General features: G+C 58.5%; 31 protein-coding genes. All 31 read left to right on the forward strand.

What is annotated here, in order from left to right; all coding sequences use genetic code 11:
- The first annotated feature begins 40 nt into the window (after positions 1-40).
- The 31 genes from C3F12_10945 (at position 41) to C3F12_11095 (ending at position 15,891) form a co-directional block, all read left to right on the forward strand.
- Positions 41-349: a 30S ribosomal protein S10 gene (locus tag C3F12_10945; GenBank protein ID PWB44221.1), complete on the forward strand. Its 309-nt coding sequence runs from the start codon at positions 41-43 to the stop codon at positions 347-349.
- Positions 350-420: 71 nt separating this feature from the next.
- Positions 421-1,053 (forward strand): 50S ribosomal protein L3, encoded by a 633-nt coding sequence (locus tag C3F12_10950; GenBank protein ID PWB44324.1) that lies wholly within the window; start codon positions 421-423, stop codon positions 1,051-1,053.
- Positions 1,054-1,057: 4 nt separating this feature from the next.
- Positions 1,058-1,690 carry a 50S ribosomal protein L4 gene (locus C3F12_10955; GenBank protein PWB44222.1) on the forward strand — a complete coding sequence of 211 codons (633 nt, stop codon included), beginning with the start codon at positions 1,058-1,060 and terminating at the stop codon, positions 1,688-1,690.
- Positions 1,687-1,977, forward strand: coding sequence for a 50S ribosomal protein L23 (locus C3F12_10960; GenBank protein ID PWB44223.1), 291 nt, complete (start codon positions 1,687-1,689; stop codon positions 1,975-1,977). The genes C3F12_10955 and C3F12_10960 overlap by 4 nt, the downstream gene beginning before the upstream one ends.
- Positions 1,978-2,796, forward strand: coding sequence for a 50S ribosomal protein L2 (locus tag C3F12_10965; GenBank protein ID PWB44224.1), 819 nt, complete (start codon positions 1,978-1,980; stop codon positions 2,794-2,796).
- Positions 2,797-2,854: 58 nt separating this feature from the next.
- Positions 2,855-3,139, forward strand: a complete 285-nt coding sequence (locus tag C3F12_10970; GenBank protein PWB44225.1) for a 30S ribosomal protein S19 — start codon at positions 2,855-2,857, stop codon at positions 3,137-3,139.
- An 18-nt stretch (positions 3,140-3,157) separates the two neighbouring features.
- Positions 3,158-3,505 (forward strand): 50S ribosomal protein L22, encoded by a 348-nt coding sequence (locus tag C3F12_10975; protein PWB44226.1) that lies wholly within the window; start codon positions 3,158-3,160, stop codon positions 3,503-3,505.
- A 74-nt stretch (positions 3,506-3,579) separates the two neighbouring features.
- On the forward strand, positions 3,580-4,287 hold the full coding sequence (locus C3F12_10980; GenBank protein ID PWB44227.1) for a 30S ribosomal protein S3: 708 nt from the start codon (positions 3,580-3,582) through the stop codon (positions 4,285-4,287).
- A gap of 9 nt (positions 4,288-4,296) precedes the next feature.
- A complete protein-coding gene (locus tag C3F12_10985; protein PWB44228.1) occupies positions 4,297-4,716 on the forward strand; it encodes a 50S ribosomal protein L16 in 420 nt (139 codons plus the stop codon).
- 8 nt (positions 4,717-4,724) lie between these two features.
- Positions 4,725-4,946, forward strand: a complete 222-nt coding sequence (gene rpmC, locus C3F12_10990; GenBank protein ID PWB44229.1) for a 50S ribosomal protein L29 — start codon at positions 4,725-4,727, stop codon at positions 4,944-4,946.
- Positions 4,943-5,212 (forward strand): 30S ribosomal protein S17, encoded by a 270-nt coding sequence (locus C3F12_10995; protein PWB44230.1) that lies wholly within the window; start codon positions 4,943-4,945, stop codon positions 5,210-5,212. Before rpmC ends, C3F12_10995 begins: the two co-directional genes overlap by 4 nt.
- Before the next feature lie 53 nt (positions 5,213-5,265).
- Complete coding sequence (locus C3F12_11000) at positions 5,266-5,634, forward strand: 50S ribosomal protein L14 (protein PWB44231.1); 369 nt, start codon at positions 5,266-5,268, stop codon at positions 5,632-5,634.
- 47 nt (positions 5,635-5,681) lie between these two features.
- On the forward strand, positions 5,682-6,014 hold the full coding sequence (locus C3F12_11005; GenBank protein PWB44325.1) for a 50S ribosomal protein L24: 333 nt from the start codon (positions 5,682-5,684) through the stop codon (positions 6,012-6,014).
- 82 nt (positions 6,015-6,096) lie between these two features.
- Positions 6,097-6,639, forward strand: coding sequence for a 50S ribosomal protein L5 (locus tag C3F12_11010; GenBank protein PWB44326.1), 543 nt, complete (start codon positions 6,097-6,099; stop codon positions 6,637-6,639).
- Between the two features lie 73 nt (positions 6,640-6,712).
- Entirely contained in the window at positions 6,713-6,898 is a 186-nt protein-coding gene (locus C3F12_11015) for a type Z 30S ribosomal protein S14 (GenBank protein PWB44232.1), read from the forward strand.
- An 84-nt stretch (positions 6,899-6,982) separates the two neighbouring features.
- Positions 6,983-7,378: a 30S ribosomal protein S8 gene (locus C3F12_11020; protein PWB44233.1), complete on the forward strand. Its 396-nt coding sequence runs from the start codon at positions 6,983-6,985 to the stop codon at positions 7,376-7,378.
- An 89-nt stretch (positions 7,379-7,467) separates the two neighbouring features.
- On the forward strand, positions 7,468-8,004 hold the full coding sequence (locus C3F12_11025; protein ID PWB44234.1) for a 50S ribosomal protein L6: 537 nt from the start codon (positions 7,468-7,470) through the stop codon (positions 8,002-8,004).
- Between the two features lie 31 nt (positions 8,005-8,035).
- Positions 8,036-8,404 carry a 50S ribosomal protein L18 gene (locus tag C3F12_11030; GenBank protein ID PWB44327.1) on the forward strand — a complete coding sequence of 123 codons (369 nt, stop codon included), beginning with the start codon at positions 8,036-8,038 and terminating at the stop codon, positions 8,402-8,404.
- Between the two features lie 76 nt (positions 8,405-8,480).
- Entirely contained in the window at positions 8,481-8,990 is a 510-nt protein-coding gene (locus tag C3F12_11035) for a 30S ribosomal protein S5 (GenBank protein PWB44235.1), read from the forward strand.
- Position 8,991: 1 nt separating this feature from the next.
- Positions 8,992-9,192: a 50S ribosomal protein L30 gene (locus tag C3F12_11040; protein ID PWB44236.1), complete on the forward strand. Its 201-nt coding sequence runs from the start codon at positions 8,992-8,994 to the stop codon at positions 9,190-9,192.
- Complete coding sequence (locus C3F12_11045; GenBank protein ID PWB44237.1) at positions 9,189-9,632, forward strand: 50S ribosomal protein L15; 444 nt, start codon at positions 9,189-9,191, stop codon at positions 9,630-9,632. The genes C3F12_11040 and C3F12_11045 overlap by 4 nt, the downstream gene beginning before the upstream one ends.
- Complete coding sequence (locus C3F12_11050) at positions 9,629-10,939, forward strand: preprotein translocase subunit SecY (protein PWB44238.1); 1,311 nt, start codon at positions 9,629-9,631, stop codon at positions 10,937-10,939. The genes C3F12_11045 and C3F12_11050 overlap by 4 nt, the downstream gene beginning before the upstream one ends.
- 6 nt (positions 10,940-10,945) lie before the next feature.
- Positions 10,946-11,593 (forward strand): adenylate kinase, encoded by a 648-nt coding sequence (locus tag C3F12_11055; GenBank protein ID PWB44239.1) that lies wholly within the window; start codon positions 10,946-10,948, stop codon positions 11,591-11,593.
- A 7-nt stretch (positions 11,594-11,600) separates the two neighbouring features.
- Positions 11,601-12,380, forward strand: a complete 780-nt coding sequence (gene map / locus C3F12_11060; GenBank protein ID PWB44240.1) for a type I methionyl aminopeptidase — start codon at positions 11,601-11,603, stop codon at positions 12,378-12,380.
- Positions 12,380-12,598, forward strand: a complete 219-nt coding sequence (locus C3F12_11065; protein PWB44241.1) for a translation initiation factor IF-1 — start codon at positions 12,380-12,382, stop codon at positions 12,596-12,598. Before map ends, C3F12_11065 begins: the two co-directional genes overlap by 1 nt.
- Positions 12,599-12,629: 31 nt before the next feature.
- Positions 12,630-12,743 (forward strand): 50S ribosomal protein L36, encoded by a 114-nt coding sequence (rpmJ, locus tag C3F12_11070; GenBank protein PWB44242.1) that lies wholly within the window; start codon positions 12,630-12,632, stop codon positions 12,741-12,743.
- 61 nt (positions 12,744-12,804) lie between these two features.
- Positions 12,805-13,179 carry a 30S ribosomal protein S13 gene (locus C3F12_11075; protein ID PWB44243.1) on the forward strand — a complete coding sequence of 125 codons (375 nt, stop codon included), beginning with the start codon at positions 12,805-12,807 and terminating at the stop codon, positions 13,177-13,179.
- A 50-nt stretch (positions 13,180-13,229) separates the two neighbouring features.
- Complete coding sequence (locus C3F12_11080) at positions 13,230-13,640, forward strand: 30S ribosomal protein S11 (protein PWB44244.1); 411 nt, start codon at positions 13,230-13,232, stop codon at positions 13,638-13,640.
- A gap of 57 nt (positions 13,641-13,697) precedes the next feature.
- The gene (locus tag C3F12_11085; protein ID PWB44328.1) at positions 13,698-14,324 is read left to right on the forward strand and encodes a 30S ribosomal protein S4; all 627 of its coding nucleotides are present in this window, start codon (positions 13,698-13,700) and stop codon (positions 14,322-14,324) included.
- A gap of 21 nt (positions 14,325-14,345) precedes the next feature.
- Positions 14,346-15,374: a DNA-directed RNA polymerase subunit alpha gene (locus C3F12_11090; protein PWB44245.1), complete on the forward strand. Its 1,029-nt coding sequence runs from the start codon at positions 14,346-14,348 to the stop codon at positions 15,372-15,374.
- A gap of 43 nt (positions 15,375-15,417) precedes the next feature.
- On the forward strand, positions 15,418-15,891 hold the full coding sequence (locus C3F12_11095) for a 50S ribosomal protein L17 (protein PWB44246.1): 474 nt from the start codon (positions 15,418-15,420) through the stop codon (positions 15,889-15,891).
- Positions 15,892-16,376: the final 485 nt, after the last annotated feature.

Here is a 16,376-nt window from a genome sequence, read left to right on the forward strand (position 1 = left end):
GTGAGCGAGGTACTGGAGTAGGGGGTTGAAAACTGGACTTATGGAAAATCAGCGAATACGAATCAGGTTGAAGGCCTACGATCATCGCATTCTGGATCAGTCGGCCAAGGAGATTGTGAATACTGCCCAACGAACGGGCGCCCGGGTATCCGGGCCGATTCCTCTGCCGACGAAGATCAGTCGTTTTACCGTGCTGCGTTCGCCGCACATCGACAAGAAGTCGCGGGAACAGTTTGAGATCCGGACCCATCTTCGACTGATGGACATACTGGATGCGCAGCCTCAGACCGTCGACGCCTTGATGCGACTGGACCTGCCGGCCGGGGTCGACGTGGAGATTAAGCTCTAAAAACAGCCATCAGCTATGAGCTTTCAGCTTACTGTTGATAGCTGACAGCTAAGAGCTCAGGGTCAATGACGATGAGTATCGGATTACTTGGTAAAAAGGTGGGCATGACTCACCTGTTTGACGATGCCGGAAACGCGGTTCCCGTGACGGTCATCGAGGCGGGACCATGCCCAATCGTTCAGAGGCGGACGACGGGGGCCGACGGCTACGAGGCGATTCAGATCGGCTACCGCGCTGAGCGGAAGACCAGGGCGGTGACGAAGCCGATGAAGGGGCACTTTGAAAAGGCCAAGGTAGCTCCTCAGAAGCACTTGCGGGAGTTCCGACTTGAGGCTCGCGATAGTTCGACATATACCGTCGGCCAGGTGCTGACGGTCGAGCTCTTCGAGCCTGGAGAAGAGGTCCAGGTTACCGGTGTAACGAAGGGCAAGGGTTTTCAGGGTGGGGTCAAACGGTGGGGTTATCTCGGCGGTCCGGAGACACACGGCTCAATGTTCCACCGAGCCCCCGGGTCGATCGGCGCATCATCGTTCCCGTCAAGGGTTTTCAAGGGACACCATATGCCCGGACGAATGGGTACGGATACGGCCAGCGTCAGGGGACTCAGGGTTGTCAAGGTCCTGCCTGAACAAAACCTGGTACTGGTGAAGGGTGCGATACCCGGACCGGCTGGCGGTCTGGTAACGATCTACAAGCGAGGCTAAGGCGATGTCGGTGATAGTCCAGGCAGTAGACGCGAACGGCGTCAAGACAGAGATGGCTTTGGGTGAGGCCGTGTTCGGTGCGCCCATCGCCGCACATCTCGTGCATAACGTCGTCAAGATGCAACTCGCAAACCGTCGTCAGGGAACGGCTTCCACTCGTACACGGTCGGACGTTCGCGGTGGCGGCAAGAAACCGTGGAAGCAAAAGGGGACCGGACGGGCACGATCGGGAACCCGACGCTCGCCGGTGTGGCGGGGTGGCGGAACGGTATTCGGTCCGCATCCGCGGAGTTACGGGTACGTCGTACCGCGTCAGGTACGGGCGGCCGCCCTTCGGGCTGCGCTCTCTGAGAAGGTTCGCGCCGGGCAGTTTGTGGTCGTTGATAGCCTGTTACTGGAAGAACCAAGCACCAAGGCCTTTAAGGCGCTCCTGGAGCGATTAGGAGTCCAGGGTCGCGCACTGATCGTGACCGAACAGGTTCAGCGAGAAGAGGCGACCGCCAAGTCCTGCCGGAATCTTCCTGGTCTGACCCTGTTATCGCTGGATGGGCTGAACGTATACGACATCCTGAGACATGATACCCTCGTGATGACCAGAGGCGCGCTCAGTGCAGTCGAAGAGGCGTGGAGGCCATGAAAGAGGTCTACCAGATCATTCGCCGTCCGCTCATTACCGAGAAGGGGACGGATTTACGGGACCGGACGAACCAGTACCTGTTCGAAGTAGCCCGAGACGCCAATAAGATCGAGATTAAACGTGCGATCGAATCGCTGTTTCGGGTTACGGTGCTGCATGTACGAACGCTGTCCGTCAAAGGGAAGCGAAAGCGACTAGGCCGTTTTGTCGGCCGCACCTCCGACTGGAAAAAGGCGGTGGCGTCCCTGAAAGAAGGGCAAACCATCGAGTTCTTTGAGGGGGCATAAATGCCGATTCGTGCGTATAATCCGACATCAGCAGGCCGGCGCTTCCAGACGGTTCTGGAGTATGCCGACGTTACGAAAGCCCTTCCGGAGAAGGCGCTGCTCCGACCGCTGAGAAAAAGCGGAGGTCGGAACAGCGCCGGCCGCCTCACAGTGCGGCATCGCGGAGGCGGCCACAAACGACAATATCGACTGATCGACTTTAAGCGCAATAAACTCGGGATTCCGGCTACGGTGGCGTCGATTGAGTACGATCCGAACCGATCGGCGCGTATCGCCCTTCTTCACTATGCCGATGGAGAGAAGCGATATATCGTCGGGCCGGTCGGACTTCAGGTCGGCGAGCGCGTGATGTCCGGTCCGGACGCCGAGATCAAGGTCGGTAACGCCCTACCCTTGCGCGTCATTCCGGTCGGGCTGACGCTTCATAATCTCGAACTGAAGCCCGGCAAGGGGGCTCAACTGGCGCGTAGCGCCGGATCGGGCGTCCAGTTTCTGGCCAAGGAGGGCGACTACGGCCTGGTGAAGCTGCCGTCCGGTGAGTTGAGACGAATTCGGTTGGATTGCATGGCCGTCATCGGCCAGGTCGGGAACCTGGACTACGAAAATGTATCGTTGGGAAAGGCCGGGCGGTCGCGTTGGCTTGGAATCAGGCCGGCCGTTCGCGGTGTCGCGATGAACCCTCATGATCACCCGCTGGGCGGCGGCGAGGGCAAGTCGTCCGGAGGTCGCCATCCCTGTAGTCCCTGGGGAAAATTAGAGCGAAAAACCAGAAAGAAGGGGAAACCCTCGGATCGCTTCATTGTAAAACGCCGAAAGTAGGAACGCGTATGAGGCGTCAGGGGGAAGGTGTCATTCGCTCTACTGAACGGAGGTTAGTGTGCCGCGTTCATTAAAGAAGGGTGCGTACGTCGACCCGAAGCTGCTCCGGAAGATCGAGGCGATGAATGAGGGCAGGGAGAAGAAGATCATCAAGTCCTGGTCCCGGCGCTCCGTTATTCTGCCTGAGTTTGTCGGCCATACGCTGGCGATTCATAACGGCAAGAAGTTTATCCCGATCTATATCAGTGAGAATATGGTTGGACATAAGCTGGGCGAGTTTTCTCCAACCCGAACCTTCCGTGGGCATGGGGCGCACACCGCGCGCTCCAGTGCACTCAAATAAAAGAGGATCGTCCCGATCATGGAATGTCGCGCAGTCGGCCGCTTCATAGGAATCCCGCCCCGCAAGGCGAGGCTTGTCGTAGACCTGATTCGCGGTCGCGGTATCAGTCAGGCTCTCGATACGATGCGGTACACGAAAAAGTATGCCGCCAGGGCGATCGAGAAGATTCTCAAATCGGCCCTGGCCAATGCCCAGCATAATCACGGAGCGAAGAATATTGATCGCCTGTACGTAAAGGAGGCCTTTGTCGATCAGGGCCCGACCATCAAGCGATTCCGGCCTCGTGCTATGGGACGGGCGAACCCGATCAAGAAGCGGAGCAGTCACATTACGATCGTGCTGAAGGAGAAAGAGGCTGCCCTGTGACCGAGCGGGCGCTGGAGATGCCGGATAGGCGGCTCTCTGCGAGGTTCGGTGAATAACGACGTGGCGGAGGTGTGATGGGACAGAAGGTACACCCTGTAGGATTTCGGCTTGGCCTCATTAAACCCTGGAGGTCCAGGTGGTTTGCCATGAAGGGCTATGCGGACGCCTTGCATGAAGATCTGAAATTCCGTCGCTTCATCAAGGAGCGGGTTTATCATGCCGGGGTGTCGGGAATCGACATCGAGCGCAAGGCCGATCAGATTCGAGTGGTCATCCACACCGCGCGCCCCGGGATCATCATCGGGAAAAAGGGATCCGAGGTTGATAAGCTGAAGGCCGCACTGGCGGGCATGACCAAGAAGCCGATCCAATTGGATATCGTCGAGGTACGAAGGGCGGAACTCGACGCGCAATTGATCGCCGAGCAGATTGCGTCGCAACTGATGCGACGAGTGGCCTTCAGGCGGGCGATGAAGAAAACCGTCCAATCGTCGATGCGGCTCGGGGCCCAGGGTGTGCAGATCGCCTGCGCCGGCCGGCTTGCCGGGGCGGAGATTGCCCGCCGGGAATGGTATCGTGAGGGGCGGATGCCGCTCAATACGTTGCGAGCCGACATCGACTACGGTTTTACGCAGGCCAAAACGACGTACGGACTGATCGGGGTCAAGTGCTGGGTCTACCATGGCGAGGCGGTGCCGGAGACGCTGGCGGCCAAACAGGAACGGGAGATGCCGCAAGCGCCTTCGCGGCGGCCCCGCGGGCCGAACCCCGCGCAGGGCTAGGAAACGGGCATGTTACTACCAAAGCGCGTCAAATTTCGAAAGCAACACCGCGGCAGGCGATCAGGAATCGCCATCGCCGGGTCGACGTTGGCGTTCGGTGAATACGGCCTGAAGGCGCTTGAGGCGGCGTGGATCACCAATCGCCAGATTGAGGCCGCCCGTCGGGCCATTACGCGCCATATCAAGAGGGGCGGCAAGGTGTGGATCCGGATCTTTCCCGATAAACCCATTACAAAGAAGCCCGCCGAGACGCGGATGGGTAAGGGAAAGGGAGCACCGGAAGGCTGGGTCGCAGTGGTCAAGCCCGGTCGCGTCCTCTGTGAGATGGAAGGGGTGACGGAGAGCACCGCCAAGGAGGCTATGCGTCTGGCCGCACATAAACTGCCCATTGCCACGCGGTTCGTATCGCGGACGATGGCGGTGAGTTGAGGGCGAGGATGGATGCGAAGGAGTTCCGTGGACTGAGCGCGGTGGAGTTGGAACACAAGCTCCGCGAGATCAGGGATGAACTGTTGAAGTTAAAGCTGCGCGCGGCGGTCACGCCGCTCGAAAACCCGGCCCGTATCCGTCAACTGCGTCGGGAGATCGCCGTCGGGGAGACGGTGCGGGGAGAGTCCATGCGCAAACAGGCAGCAGCAGCGGTGGAGCGAACGCCATGACCGAACAAAAAAAGCGGGGTCGTCGGAAAGCCCTGGTTGGGGTCGTGGTCAGCAATAAGATGCACAAGACGGTCGTCATTATGGTCGAGCGCCTTGTGCGTCACGGGGCCTACGGCAAGATGGTCCGTTGCCGGACCAGGTTCAAGGCCCACGACGAGGACAATCGGTGCGGGGTAGGCGACAGGGTTGCCATCATGGAGACGCGCCCTCTGAGCAAAGAGAAGCATTGGCGCGTCACAGAAATCCTGGAAAAGGCAGCTCTCTGAGCAACCACCCCCTAACCTCTAACCCCTGATCGAAGCGTGATAGGTGAAGAATCGTGATCGGCTTACGGACAATTATGGAGGTGGCCGATAATTCCGGCGCCAAGCGGATCTCTCTGATCAAGGTGCTGGGAGGATCCGGAAAGCGGTATGCCCGTCTGGGCGATGTGATCGTCGCGAATGTCAAGGAGGCGATCCCGGAAGGGTCGGTGAAGAAAGGCGATGTCGTGAAGGCGGTGGTGGTCAGGACGTCGAAAGAGCTGCGACGTCCGGACGGCTCATACATCAAATTTGATCGGAACGCTGCGGTGCTCCTCAACGAACAGAATAACCCGGTCGGGACGCGAATTTTCGGGCCGGTGGCCAGGGAGCTGCGTGAAGCGCGGTTTATGAAGATTATCTCCCTGGCGCCAGAGGTGGTCTGATAGGGGATAGCTAACGGCTGACGATGGTCAGCTCGGTCTGTGAGGGTATGATGGCGGTGGGACAGGGGCTTCCGATCAAGAAAAACGATCTGGTCGCCGTGATTGCCGGAAAAGACAAGGGCAAGCAGGGCAAGGTCGTGAGGGTGATTCCCAAGACCATGCGGGCTGTCGTGGAGAAAGTCAATATGGTGAAGCGCCACACCAAGCCGGGACATGGCTCCAAGCAGGGAGGGATCCTCGAGCGAGAGAATCCTATTCACGCGTCGAATCTGATGCTGGTGTGCAACAAGTGTGATCGTGCCGTGCGCGTCGGTTTCAGCCGACTCGCTGATGGTCGAAAGGTGCGGGTGTGCAAGAAGTGCGGCGAAGGCATCGAGTAGGGGAAGGATAATGACGCAAGGGGCGAAAACGAAGAGGACAGCGAAATCGGGCGCGACGGAATCCCGGACCGAGCCTCGTGCGATGCCGCGACTCCGCGAACGCTATCATGCGGTGATTGCACCCGCCCTGATGAAGCAATTCCGGCTGCAGAACATCTGGCAGGTGCCCCGCCCGTCGAAGGTCGTCATCAATATGGGACTCGGGGAGGCCGTGGCCAATGTCAAGGTGATCGACGCCGCCGTTGAGGAGCTCTCGGCTGTTACCGGGCAAAAGCCGGTTGTCACACGCGCCAAAAAATCAGAGGCCGGGTTCAAACTGCGGACCGGGGTTCCTATCGGCTGTAAGGTGACGCTGCGCGGGGATCGGATGTATGAGTTTCTCGATCGATTCGTCAATGTCGCGCTTCCGCGAATTCGGGACTTCCGCGGTGTTCCCGCCAAGTCGTTCGACGGTCGCGGTAATTATAATCTTGGGGTCAAAGAGCAGCTCATCTTTCCCGAGATCCAGTACGACAAGGTCGAGGCCGTCCGGGGTATGGATATCGCCATCGAGACGTCGGCCAAGACCGACGAACAGGCGCGTGCGCTCTTGGAGCATTTGGGATTTCCCTTTCAGAAGAGTTAATACAGAACAGCACTCAGCAATCAGTGTTCAGCAGCAAGCTGAGGGCTGACGGCTGACAGCTTGGGAGCCGAATATGGCGAAGACGTCGCTGATCGTAAAAAGTCAGCGTGAACCGAAATTCAAGGTGCGCCGGTATCACCGTTGTCGTATCTGTGGGCGACCGCGCGGCTACCTCAGGAAGTTCGAGATGTGCCGAATCTGTTTTCGAGATCTGGCGCTCAGAGGTGAGGTCCCCGGCGTCATTAAGGCCAGTTGGTAGGTGCGTACGCGCGCTCGAGACAGGGCGTAAGCATTTCTGAAAGAGACATCAAACGTTCAACGGAGAAGGTGGAGCTACTCGATTATGATGACCGATCCCATCGCTGACATGCTGACCAGGCTGAGGAACGCCAATGCAGCCGCCCATGACAAGGTTCATATCCCCATCTCCAGGGTCAAGGTTGAGATTGCCAAGGTCCTGCGGGCAGAGGGGTACATTAAGAACGTTAAGGTCCTCGACATCGACGGTCATCGAGTACTTCGGATTGACCTTCGATATGGTGCCGGCGACCAGCGGATCCTCAGCGGGCTTCAGCGGGTGAGCCGACCGGGGCTACGAGTGTATGCGACCTCGAGGCGGCTGCCGCGGGTCATGAACGGTCTGGGCGTGGCCATCCTGTCGACCTCGCAGGGAATCATGACAGGACGTTCAGCCAGAGAACGTGGTGTGGGCGGCGAGGTCCTCTGTTACGCGTGGTAAATGCGAGGTCGTCGGCCGGTCTGGTGACGGGGCGCCGCGGAACGACCAGAGCCCGCGCCGCGCGTGATTCTAAAGGAAACGGATAGGGTATGTCACGAATCGGAAAGAAGCCGATCCCGTTATCGGATCAGGTGAAGGTAGAGATTGCAGGGGGTCATATTGCGGTCCAGGGACCGAAGGGGAAGTTGTCGATGCGTCTCCACCCCTCGATGGGAGTGAGGGTGGAGGATAACCAGCTTCACTGTGTGCGACCCTCGGACAATAAACTGCATCGGTCGCTTCACGGTCTGACCCGGACGCTGATCGCCAATATGATCGAGGGCGTGACGAAGGGATTCGAAAAGAAACTGGAGATGGTTGGGGTCGGCTATCGGGCCTCGGTCCAGGGACGAAACCTTTCTCTGACGCTGGGGTATTCGCATCCGCTCATCTATCCTCTGCCTGAGGGGATCAATGTATCGGTGGAGGGCCAGAATCTCGTGACGATCTCCGGATCGGATAAACAACAGGTCGGTGCGGTTGCCGCCAAGCTTCGGAGTCTCAGGCCGCCTGAACCGTATAAGGGCAAGGGGGTCAAGTACGCGGGCGAGCGCATTCGTCGTAAGGCCGGAAAGGCCGGCGCATAGATGATCGCCCGCGTTTGTGGGAGGGGTTGAGTTGATCAGTCACGAAGCCAAACAGCAACGTCGGTTGCGTCGTCATCGCCGAATCAGGAAGCGCGTTGTCGGCAGCGCCGCCTGTCCGCGACTCTGCGTGTTCAGGAGCGCTCGTCATATTTATGCCCAGATCGTTGACGACGAGCAGGGCAAGACGCTCGCCGCCGCCTCCACCCTCTCGAAGGAGATTCGAGAAAAGGGTCGCGTGGGGAATAAGACGGCTGTCGCCCGGTTGGTCGGCGAGCTCCTGGGGAGCAAGGCGCTTGCGGCGCACATCTCACGGGTCGTATTCGATCGTGGCGGATTTAAATTTCACGGCCGCGTGAAGGCATTGGCCGACGGCCTTGGGGACAAGGGCGTGAAGATCTGATAGAGTTTTTAGTTTTGAGTGGTGAGTGCCTGAAAACTAAAAACTAACTGCACACTGGAAGAGAGAAGGAGAAGAGTTGAAGCCGATTAAAGCTGACTCGCTGAACCTGGCCGAGCGTATCGTCCACATTAACCGGGTCGCGAAGGTGGTTAAAGGGGGACGACGGTTCACCTTCAGCGCCCTTGTCGTGGTGGGCGATCAGAGCGGACACGTCGGCATCGGACTGGGCAAAGCGCACGAGGTGCCGGAGGCGATTCGAAAGGGGATCGAGGCAGCGAAGAAGGATTTGGTCGGTATCGCGCTGATGCAGACGAGCATTCCTCACGAGGTCGTGGGACGGTTCGGGTCGAGTCGGGTTATGCTGAGGCCGGCCTCGCAAGGCACCGGGGTTGTCGCGGGCAGAGCGGCTCGTGCCGTGTTGGAGGCCGCCGGCGTTCGTGATGTCCTGTCGAAATCACTGGGATCCGATAACCCTCACAACGTCGTGAAGGCGACATTGAGGGGGCTTCAGTCGCTTCGCGCGCCTGAAGACGTCGTGCGTACGCGAGGCATACGTCAGGAAGGGCTGGCTGCCCAAGGGGCATAGGATGGATAAAGGTTTGCGAATTATCCTGCGGAAAAGCAAGATCGGCCACCCGGCGCACCAGGGTCGGGTGCTGAGCGGGCTGGGGTTGCGTCGAATCAATCAGTCTGTGGTTCGCGCCGACACCCCGATCATTCGGGGGATGATCAGGAAGGTGGTCCACCTAGTGGATGTGCAGCAGGTTGAAAGCGAGGAGAGGGGATGAGGCTGCACGAGTTAAAGCCGCCGGCGGGGGCGACCAGACGCCGAAAGCGTGTCGGCCGTGGAACCGGCTCCGGCCACGGCAAGACATCCGGTAGGGGTGAAAAGGGGCAGAAGGCGCGATCTGGCGCTCATATCCACCCATGGTTCGAAGGCGGGCAGCTCCCGCTGCATCGCCGTGTCCCAAAGCGGGGTTTTACCAATCGATTTAAGAAGGTCTACGCGACCGTGAACGTGAAAGATCTCGAGCGCTTTGAGGCCGGAACACACGTGACCCCCGGGCTGTTGCAAGAGAGACGGCTGATCAAGGATCTGGGGGCGGGGCTCAAGGTGCTGGCCGAAGGGACACTCAGCAAACCTCTTAGCGTTGCCGCCCATAAGTTCTCCAAGCGATCGATCGAGAAGATCGTCGCCAGCGGTGGAAAGGTCGAGGTCATCGCCTGATGGATGGCGTCGGCAATATCTTCAGAGTTCCCGAGCTCAAGAAGCGAATCATCTTCACCGCCCTCGCGCTGATTGCATACCGGATCGGATCCCACATTCCGACGCCCGGCATCGATGCGCACGCGTTGTCGTCATTTTTTCAGCAGGCCGGCGGAACGCTCCTCGGCTTCTTCGACCTCTTCTCCGGCGGTGCGCTGCGGCGACTCAGCATCCTTGCGCTGGGCATCATGCCGTATATCAGCTCGTCGATCATCCTCCAGCTCCTTGCCGTGGTCTTTCCTCCGTTGGAGAAGCTGAGCAAAGAGGGGGAGCAGGGGCGAAAGAAGATCTCTCAATATACGCGCTACGGCACTGTCTTGCTGGCGGCGATTCAGGCGATGGGGATCGCCATCGGTCTTGAAAGTATGCAAAGTCCGATCGGCGAGCAGATCGTGATGAATCCCGGGATCGGCTTTCGCCTGTTGACCACGATCACGCTGACTACCGGCGCGATCTTCCTCATGTGGCTGGGCGAGCAGATCACCGAGCGGGGGATCGGCAACGGAATCTCACTTCTCATCTTTGCCGGCATCATCGTCCGGGTTCCCGAGGCGATTGTGAACACCTGGCGGCTGCTGACGACGGGCGAGCTGAATGTCGTATCGTTGCTGCTTGTGCTGATCGTGATGGTGCTCGTGGTGGCCGGCGTCATTATCATGACCCTCGGCCAGAGGCCGATTGCTGTACAGTATGCCAAACGGGTGGTCGGCCGTCGAATCTACGGGGGTCAGAGCACGCATATCCCGCTACGGATCAACACGGCCGGGGTCATCCCGGTGATCTTTGCGGCCTCCATCATCGTATTTCCCGCGACCATCGCCCAATTTTTCAATCATCCCTGGATGCAGGCGATCGCCCGGGCGCTTTCCCCGGCGACCATCCTCTACACCGTGCTGTATGCGGTTGCCATTATCTTCTTTACCTATTTTTATACGGCGATTGTCTTTAATCCCACCGACGTTGCTGATAATATGAGAAAGTATGGGGGATTTATCCCTGGGATCCGTCCGGGTGCTAGGACAGCGGAATTTATCGAAAAGGTGCTGGATAGGATCACGCTGGTGGGGGCCATCTATCTGACGCTCATCTCCATTCTTCCGGAACTGTTGATTACAACGATGAACGTCCCCTTCTTCTTTGGCGGCACCTCCCTCTTGATCGTCGTTGGTGTTGCACTGGATACCGTACAGCAGGTGGAGTCGCACCTGCTCATGCGAAACTATGAGGGATTTCTCAAGAAGACTCGAATTAAGGGCAGGCTGGGGTAGTCGGCCATGCGGCTTGTCCTCCTGGGACCGCCGGGCGCTGGCAAGGGGACACAAGCCAGGCTGCTGACGGCCAAGTGTGACGCCGTGCACGTCTCTGCCGGCGATCTCCTGCGGCAAGCCGTTGATGATGGCTCAGAATTGGGCCGGACGGCGAAGTCGATTATGGCGCGGGGAGCGCTCGTCCCTGACGGTATCGTCATCGGGATCATCGAAGAGCGGTTGAAGAGGCGGGATTGCGCGAGCGGTTACATCCTGGATGGGTTTCCCAGAACGCTGCGACAGGCTGAGGCGCTGTCAGAGGTTCTTGCGCTGCTGCGCGCGCCGCTCGATTGGGTCATCAGCATGGAGGTATCCGAGGATGACTTGGTCAGACGGCTTGCCGGCCGTCGAATTTGTCGGACCTGTGGGTCGATGTTCCACGTTGATACACGGCCGCCGGTGCGGTCCGGGTTGTGCGACCATTGTGGGGGGCCGCTCTTTCAACGGGACGACGACAGGGAGGATACGATCCGTCATCGACTCAGGGTCCACCGGGAGCAGACCGAGCCGCTGATTGCCTATTACGAGAAGTTAGGGCTACTGAGACGCATCGACGGTCATGGGACGATTGAGGAGATCGCTCAGCGCATCGATCAGGTCCTGGGGATTCGGTAGTACGGCGATGATGATCCTGAAGGCCCCGTGGGAAATCGATCTGATGCGGAAGAGCAGTCGGATCGTCGCCGAAACGTTGAGCAGGCTGACGGCACTGATAGAGCCGGGACTGACGACCCTCGAGTTGGATCGGTTTGCAGAGGCGTATATCCTGAGGCGAGGGGGAAAGCCGGCGTTTAAGGGCTATCGCGGCTATCCCTATACGCTCTGCGCGTCCGTCAATGAGCAGGTGGTGCACGCGTTCCCGTCGGCGAGGCGGCTGAAGGAGGGTGATATTATAAGCCTGGATCTGGGAGTGGTCGTTGATGGGTATTACGGGGATGCTGCCGTGACGGTTCCTGTGGGACGGGTATCCGCAGAGGCCGAGCGTTTGATCGCGGCAACTCGAGGCGCGCTGACGAGGGCGACGGCGGTCGTACGGTCCGGCAATCACCTCTCGGATATCTCGCATACCGTACAGTCTACGCTCGAGGCCCAGGGCTTTTCGGTTGTTCGCCTGTTTGTTGGTCACGGGATCGGCCGGTCGCTACACGAGGAACCGCAGATCCCGAACTTCGGACCGCCGGCCCAAGGCCCTGTCCTGAAACCCGGGTTGGTGCTTGCCATTGAGCCGATGGCGAATGTCGGGACCTCGGATGTGATGATCCTTGATGATCACTGGACGGCCATCACATGCGACCGGTCGCTGTCGGCCCATTTCGAGCATACTGTTGCGCTCACCGAGGCTGGCGCGCAGGTGTTGACCGACTTCGCCGAATACGAGGCCGTTGAAGGTGCGGGTCGCTGATGCCGAAGGAAGAGGCGATTGAGGTTGAGGGGACCGTTATCGAGCCTTTGCCGAATGCGATGTTTCGGGTAGAGCTGGAAACGGGACACAAGGTGTTGGCGCATATCTCCGGTAAGATGCGCATGCATTTTATTCGAATACTGCCGGGAGACAAGGTTATCGTGGAGCTCTCTCCATACGACCTGACTCGAGGGCGGATCATTTACCGCTATAAGTAAGGTGTGAGCGGAGGGTGGGAGGCGGGGCGCGATGAAGGTTCGAGCATCAGTCAAACCGATCTGTGAGAAGTGCAAGATCGTCCGACGTAAGAGGGTGCTACGGGTTGTGTGTGAAAATCCGCGGCACAAACAACGACAAGGATAGCTGGTTTTCGGGCAGCCTTTCGCTGTGAGCTGTCAGCTGAAAGCTGTTGTTGAGGACACGTATGGCACGTATCGCCGGGGTAGACCTTCCGAGAGAAAAACGACTCGAGGTTGCGCTGACCTATATCTATGGTATAGGCCGCTCGGCTTCCTACAAGATCTTGCGGGACTCAGGGGTGAGCCCGGATGTTCGCGTCAAGGATCTGACCGAGGAAGAGATTACGAAGCTGCGGCGAACCATTGAGGGCAACTATAGGGTGGAAGGAGACCTGAGGCGCGAGGTCTCCATGAATATCAAGCGGCTCATGGATATCGGCGCGTACCGCGGCCTCAGGCACCGGCGGGGTCTCCCGGTTCGCGGCCAGCGAACCAGTACCAACGCCCGGACCCGCAAGGGTCCTCGTCGGACGGTCGGCGCGAAGAGTAAGAAAACATAGTCAGGTCGGGTGGCCGGCTGATTCCCGATCACTCAGCGACTGGAGGAAGAATGGCGGAAGAGGCAAAACCGAGACGTTCGGCAGGACGATCGGGGGGCAGGAGAGAGACCAAGAATATCGCGCACGGGATTGCGTGCGTCCAGGCGACGTTCAACAATACCATCGTCACCATCACCGATGTGACGGGCAACGTCGTGGCTTGGGCAAGCGCCGGTTCGGTGGGGTTCAAGGGATCGCGCAAGAGTACGCCATTTGCCGCACAGAGGGCTGCGGACAGCGCCGCCCAGAAGGCGATGGGCCATGGTATGAAAGAGGTCAAGGTCTATGTGAAGGGTCCGGGTGCGGGTCGAGAGGCAGCCATTCGAGCCTTGCAGGCCGCGGGTATGGAGATTGTCGCCATTAAGGACGTCACGCCGATTCCGCACAACGGTTGCAGACCGTCGAAACGGAGACGTGTATGACGCCCCTGTCCGCATCGATATATCACTATCATCCGGTCATTCTGGAGGGAGATGTTCGTGGCTAGATATCGGGATCCCGTGTGTAAGCTCTGTAGACGCGAGGGGATGAAGCTGTTTTTGAAGGGGGATCGATGTTTCTCCGCCAACTGCGCGATCGAGAAGCGTAACTACGCTCCCGGTATGCATGGCCAGCGACGGACCAAGGTGTCCGACTACTGCCGGCAACTCCGCGAAAAGCAGAAGATGCGCCGAATCTATGGCGTCCTGGAAACCCAGTTCCGGAAATATTTCCGTCTGGCCGAGCGACAGAGTGGGATTACCGGTGAAAACCTCGTCAGGATTCTGGAGCAGCGACTGGATAGTGTGGTTCATCGTCTTGGATTTGCCGCATCCCGCGCACAGGCGCGGCTATTGATCACTCACGGTCACATCATCGTCAATGGGCGAAAAACGGACATTGCGTCCTACCGGGTGCGTCCGGGTGACATCATCGAGGTCCGTCCCAAGAGTCGCGAAATGTCGGCCATTCAGGCGGCTCTTGAAGGGGCCAAGCGGCGTGGGTTGCCGAGTTGGCTGGAGCTTGATGCGACGAACATGAAAGGGACTGTCCGATCGATGCCATCCCGGGAGGAGATCGCTATCCCCGTGGAGGAACAGTTGATCGTCGCGCTGTACTCCAAATAATGGTGGGCGTGGGAGGTTTTGATGATCCAGAAGTTTAAAAGCATCCAGAAGCCCAAGCGGCTGGACTGCGAGCTGGAGTCTCTGACGAGCACATACGGCAAGTTTTATGCGGAACCCTTCGAGCGTGGGTTTGGATTGACCATTGGGAACGCGCTTCGGCGTATTCTCCTCTCTGCCATTGAGGGGGCTGCGGTCACGACCGTTCGAATCGCCGGGGCGCTGCACGAGTTTTCGACCATTCCAGGGGTGAAGGAGGATGTGACCGATATCATCCTGAACCTCAAGGGTCTACGATTCCGGCTTCACGTGGACCAGCCGAAGACCCTGCACCTGAAGGCGTTTTCAGAGGGCGAAATTCGAGCCGAACATATCACACCGGATCCCGACGTCGAGATCTTGAATCCTGATCGGCACATTGCAACCTTGGAGCAGGATGGCAAACTTGAGTTGGAGCTGGAGGTACGCCATGGCCGAGGCTATGCTCCGGCCGAGCGTAACAAGCGGGAGGGCCAACCGGTTGATGTCATCGCGATAGACTCTATCTTTTCCCCGATCCGGAAGGTCAATTTCCTCGTTGAAGACACCCGTGTCGGCCAGATCACCGACTACAACAAACTGACTATGGAAGTCTGGACCGACGGCAGTATCCTGCCTCGTGATGCGATCGCCTATGCCGCCAAGATCCTCAAGGATCACCTTGGCATATTCACCAACTTTGAAGAGGAGCCGGAGGGTGAGGGGATTGTCATCGACGAGGCCAAGAAGCAGCTTCTGGACAACCTGAATCGAAGTGTCGATGAGCTGGAGCTCTCGGTGCGATCTGCCAATTGCTTGAAGCACTCGGAGATTCGATATATCTATGAGTTGGTCGTCAAGAGCGAGGCCGAGATGTTGAAGACCAAAAATTTCGGTCGGAAGTCGCTGAATGAGATCAAAGAGATCCTTGCCGGTATGGGATTAACCTTAGGAATGAAACTGGAAGGCCTCCCTGTTGGCGAGTCTATTGGGAAACGAGGGGAGAAACCCTCGAAGGCCTTAACGGGGGCCTGAGCCTGGCCTGATTTCACACGGTCAGGCGGGAGTGCCTGTAACTATGCGACATAGGAAAGCTGGGAGGAAGCTCGGCCGCACCACGGCTCATCGCGAGATGCTCCTCCGCAATCTGCTGACATCACTCTTTCATTACGAGAAGATCGTGACGACTGAGGCGAAGGCCAAGGAGTTGCGCAAGCTGGCGGATAAGGTGATTACGCTGGCCAAGCGTGGCGATTTGCATGCGCGTCGGCAGGCGGCCGAGGTTGTGCAGGATGAAGATGTCTTGAAAAAGCTGTTCGACTCCATCGGGAGCCGCTATAAGGATCGGAACGGCGGCTATACGAGGCTGACTAAGCTGGAGTACAGAATGGGGGACGGCGCCCCACTGGCGGCCATCGAGCTGGCAGAGGTCGGTGCCGCGATTGCGGTCGCGGCGGCGCCGGCCAAGCGTCGCGGTCGGCGTGGAGACAAAGGGCAGACGCCGAAGCCAAGGCCGGCCGAACCCACAGCGGCCCCTCCGCCCGGCGCCTAGTGTAGCGCGTCACAAATGGCTTTATACTCCGTTCGTGCTGAGCCTGTCGAAGCATGAACGGAACTCATTGGAACCATGAGCCCTTCGACAAGCTCAGGGCGAACGGAATAAGTAAAGAAACGTTAGACTCACTACACTAGTAGGCCCGGTCGGTCTTCAAAGACAATACGTTGATTTGAACCTTAGGTGCCCTTCCCGGTTCGTTCGGGAAGGGCACCGTTGCTTTTACTGGGACCGCGCCGCCAAAGTTTTTCCCCACCCCGACCTCCTGTTTCCACTACCCCCATCGTTCAACGCTATACCTCATCTTTAATCCGAACAAACTAGTATAAGTCTTAATTCACTACTAGTGCATATTTTTTACTTGACGTGCTTGGAGTGAGCATGTAAAAAGCTCGGGAAGAATGGTCCGGCGTCGAATAGAGTCTGGTCTGGTGCCGTAGCAACGTCTGCGTTCGTTTCACACGGAAGCCTGTGGAGGGACC

This window comes from Candidatus Methylomirabilota bacterium (genome assembly GCA_003104975.1).
GTDB lineage: Bacteria > Methylomirabilota > Methylomirabilia > Methylomirabilales > Methylomirabilaceae > Methylomirabilis.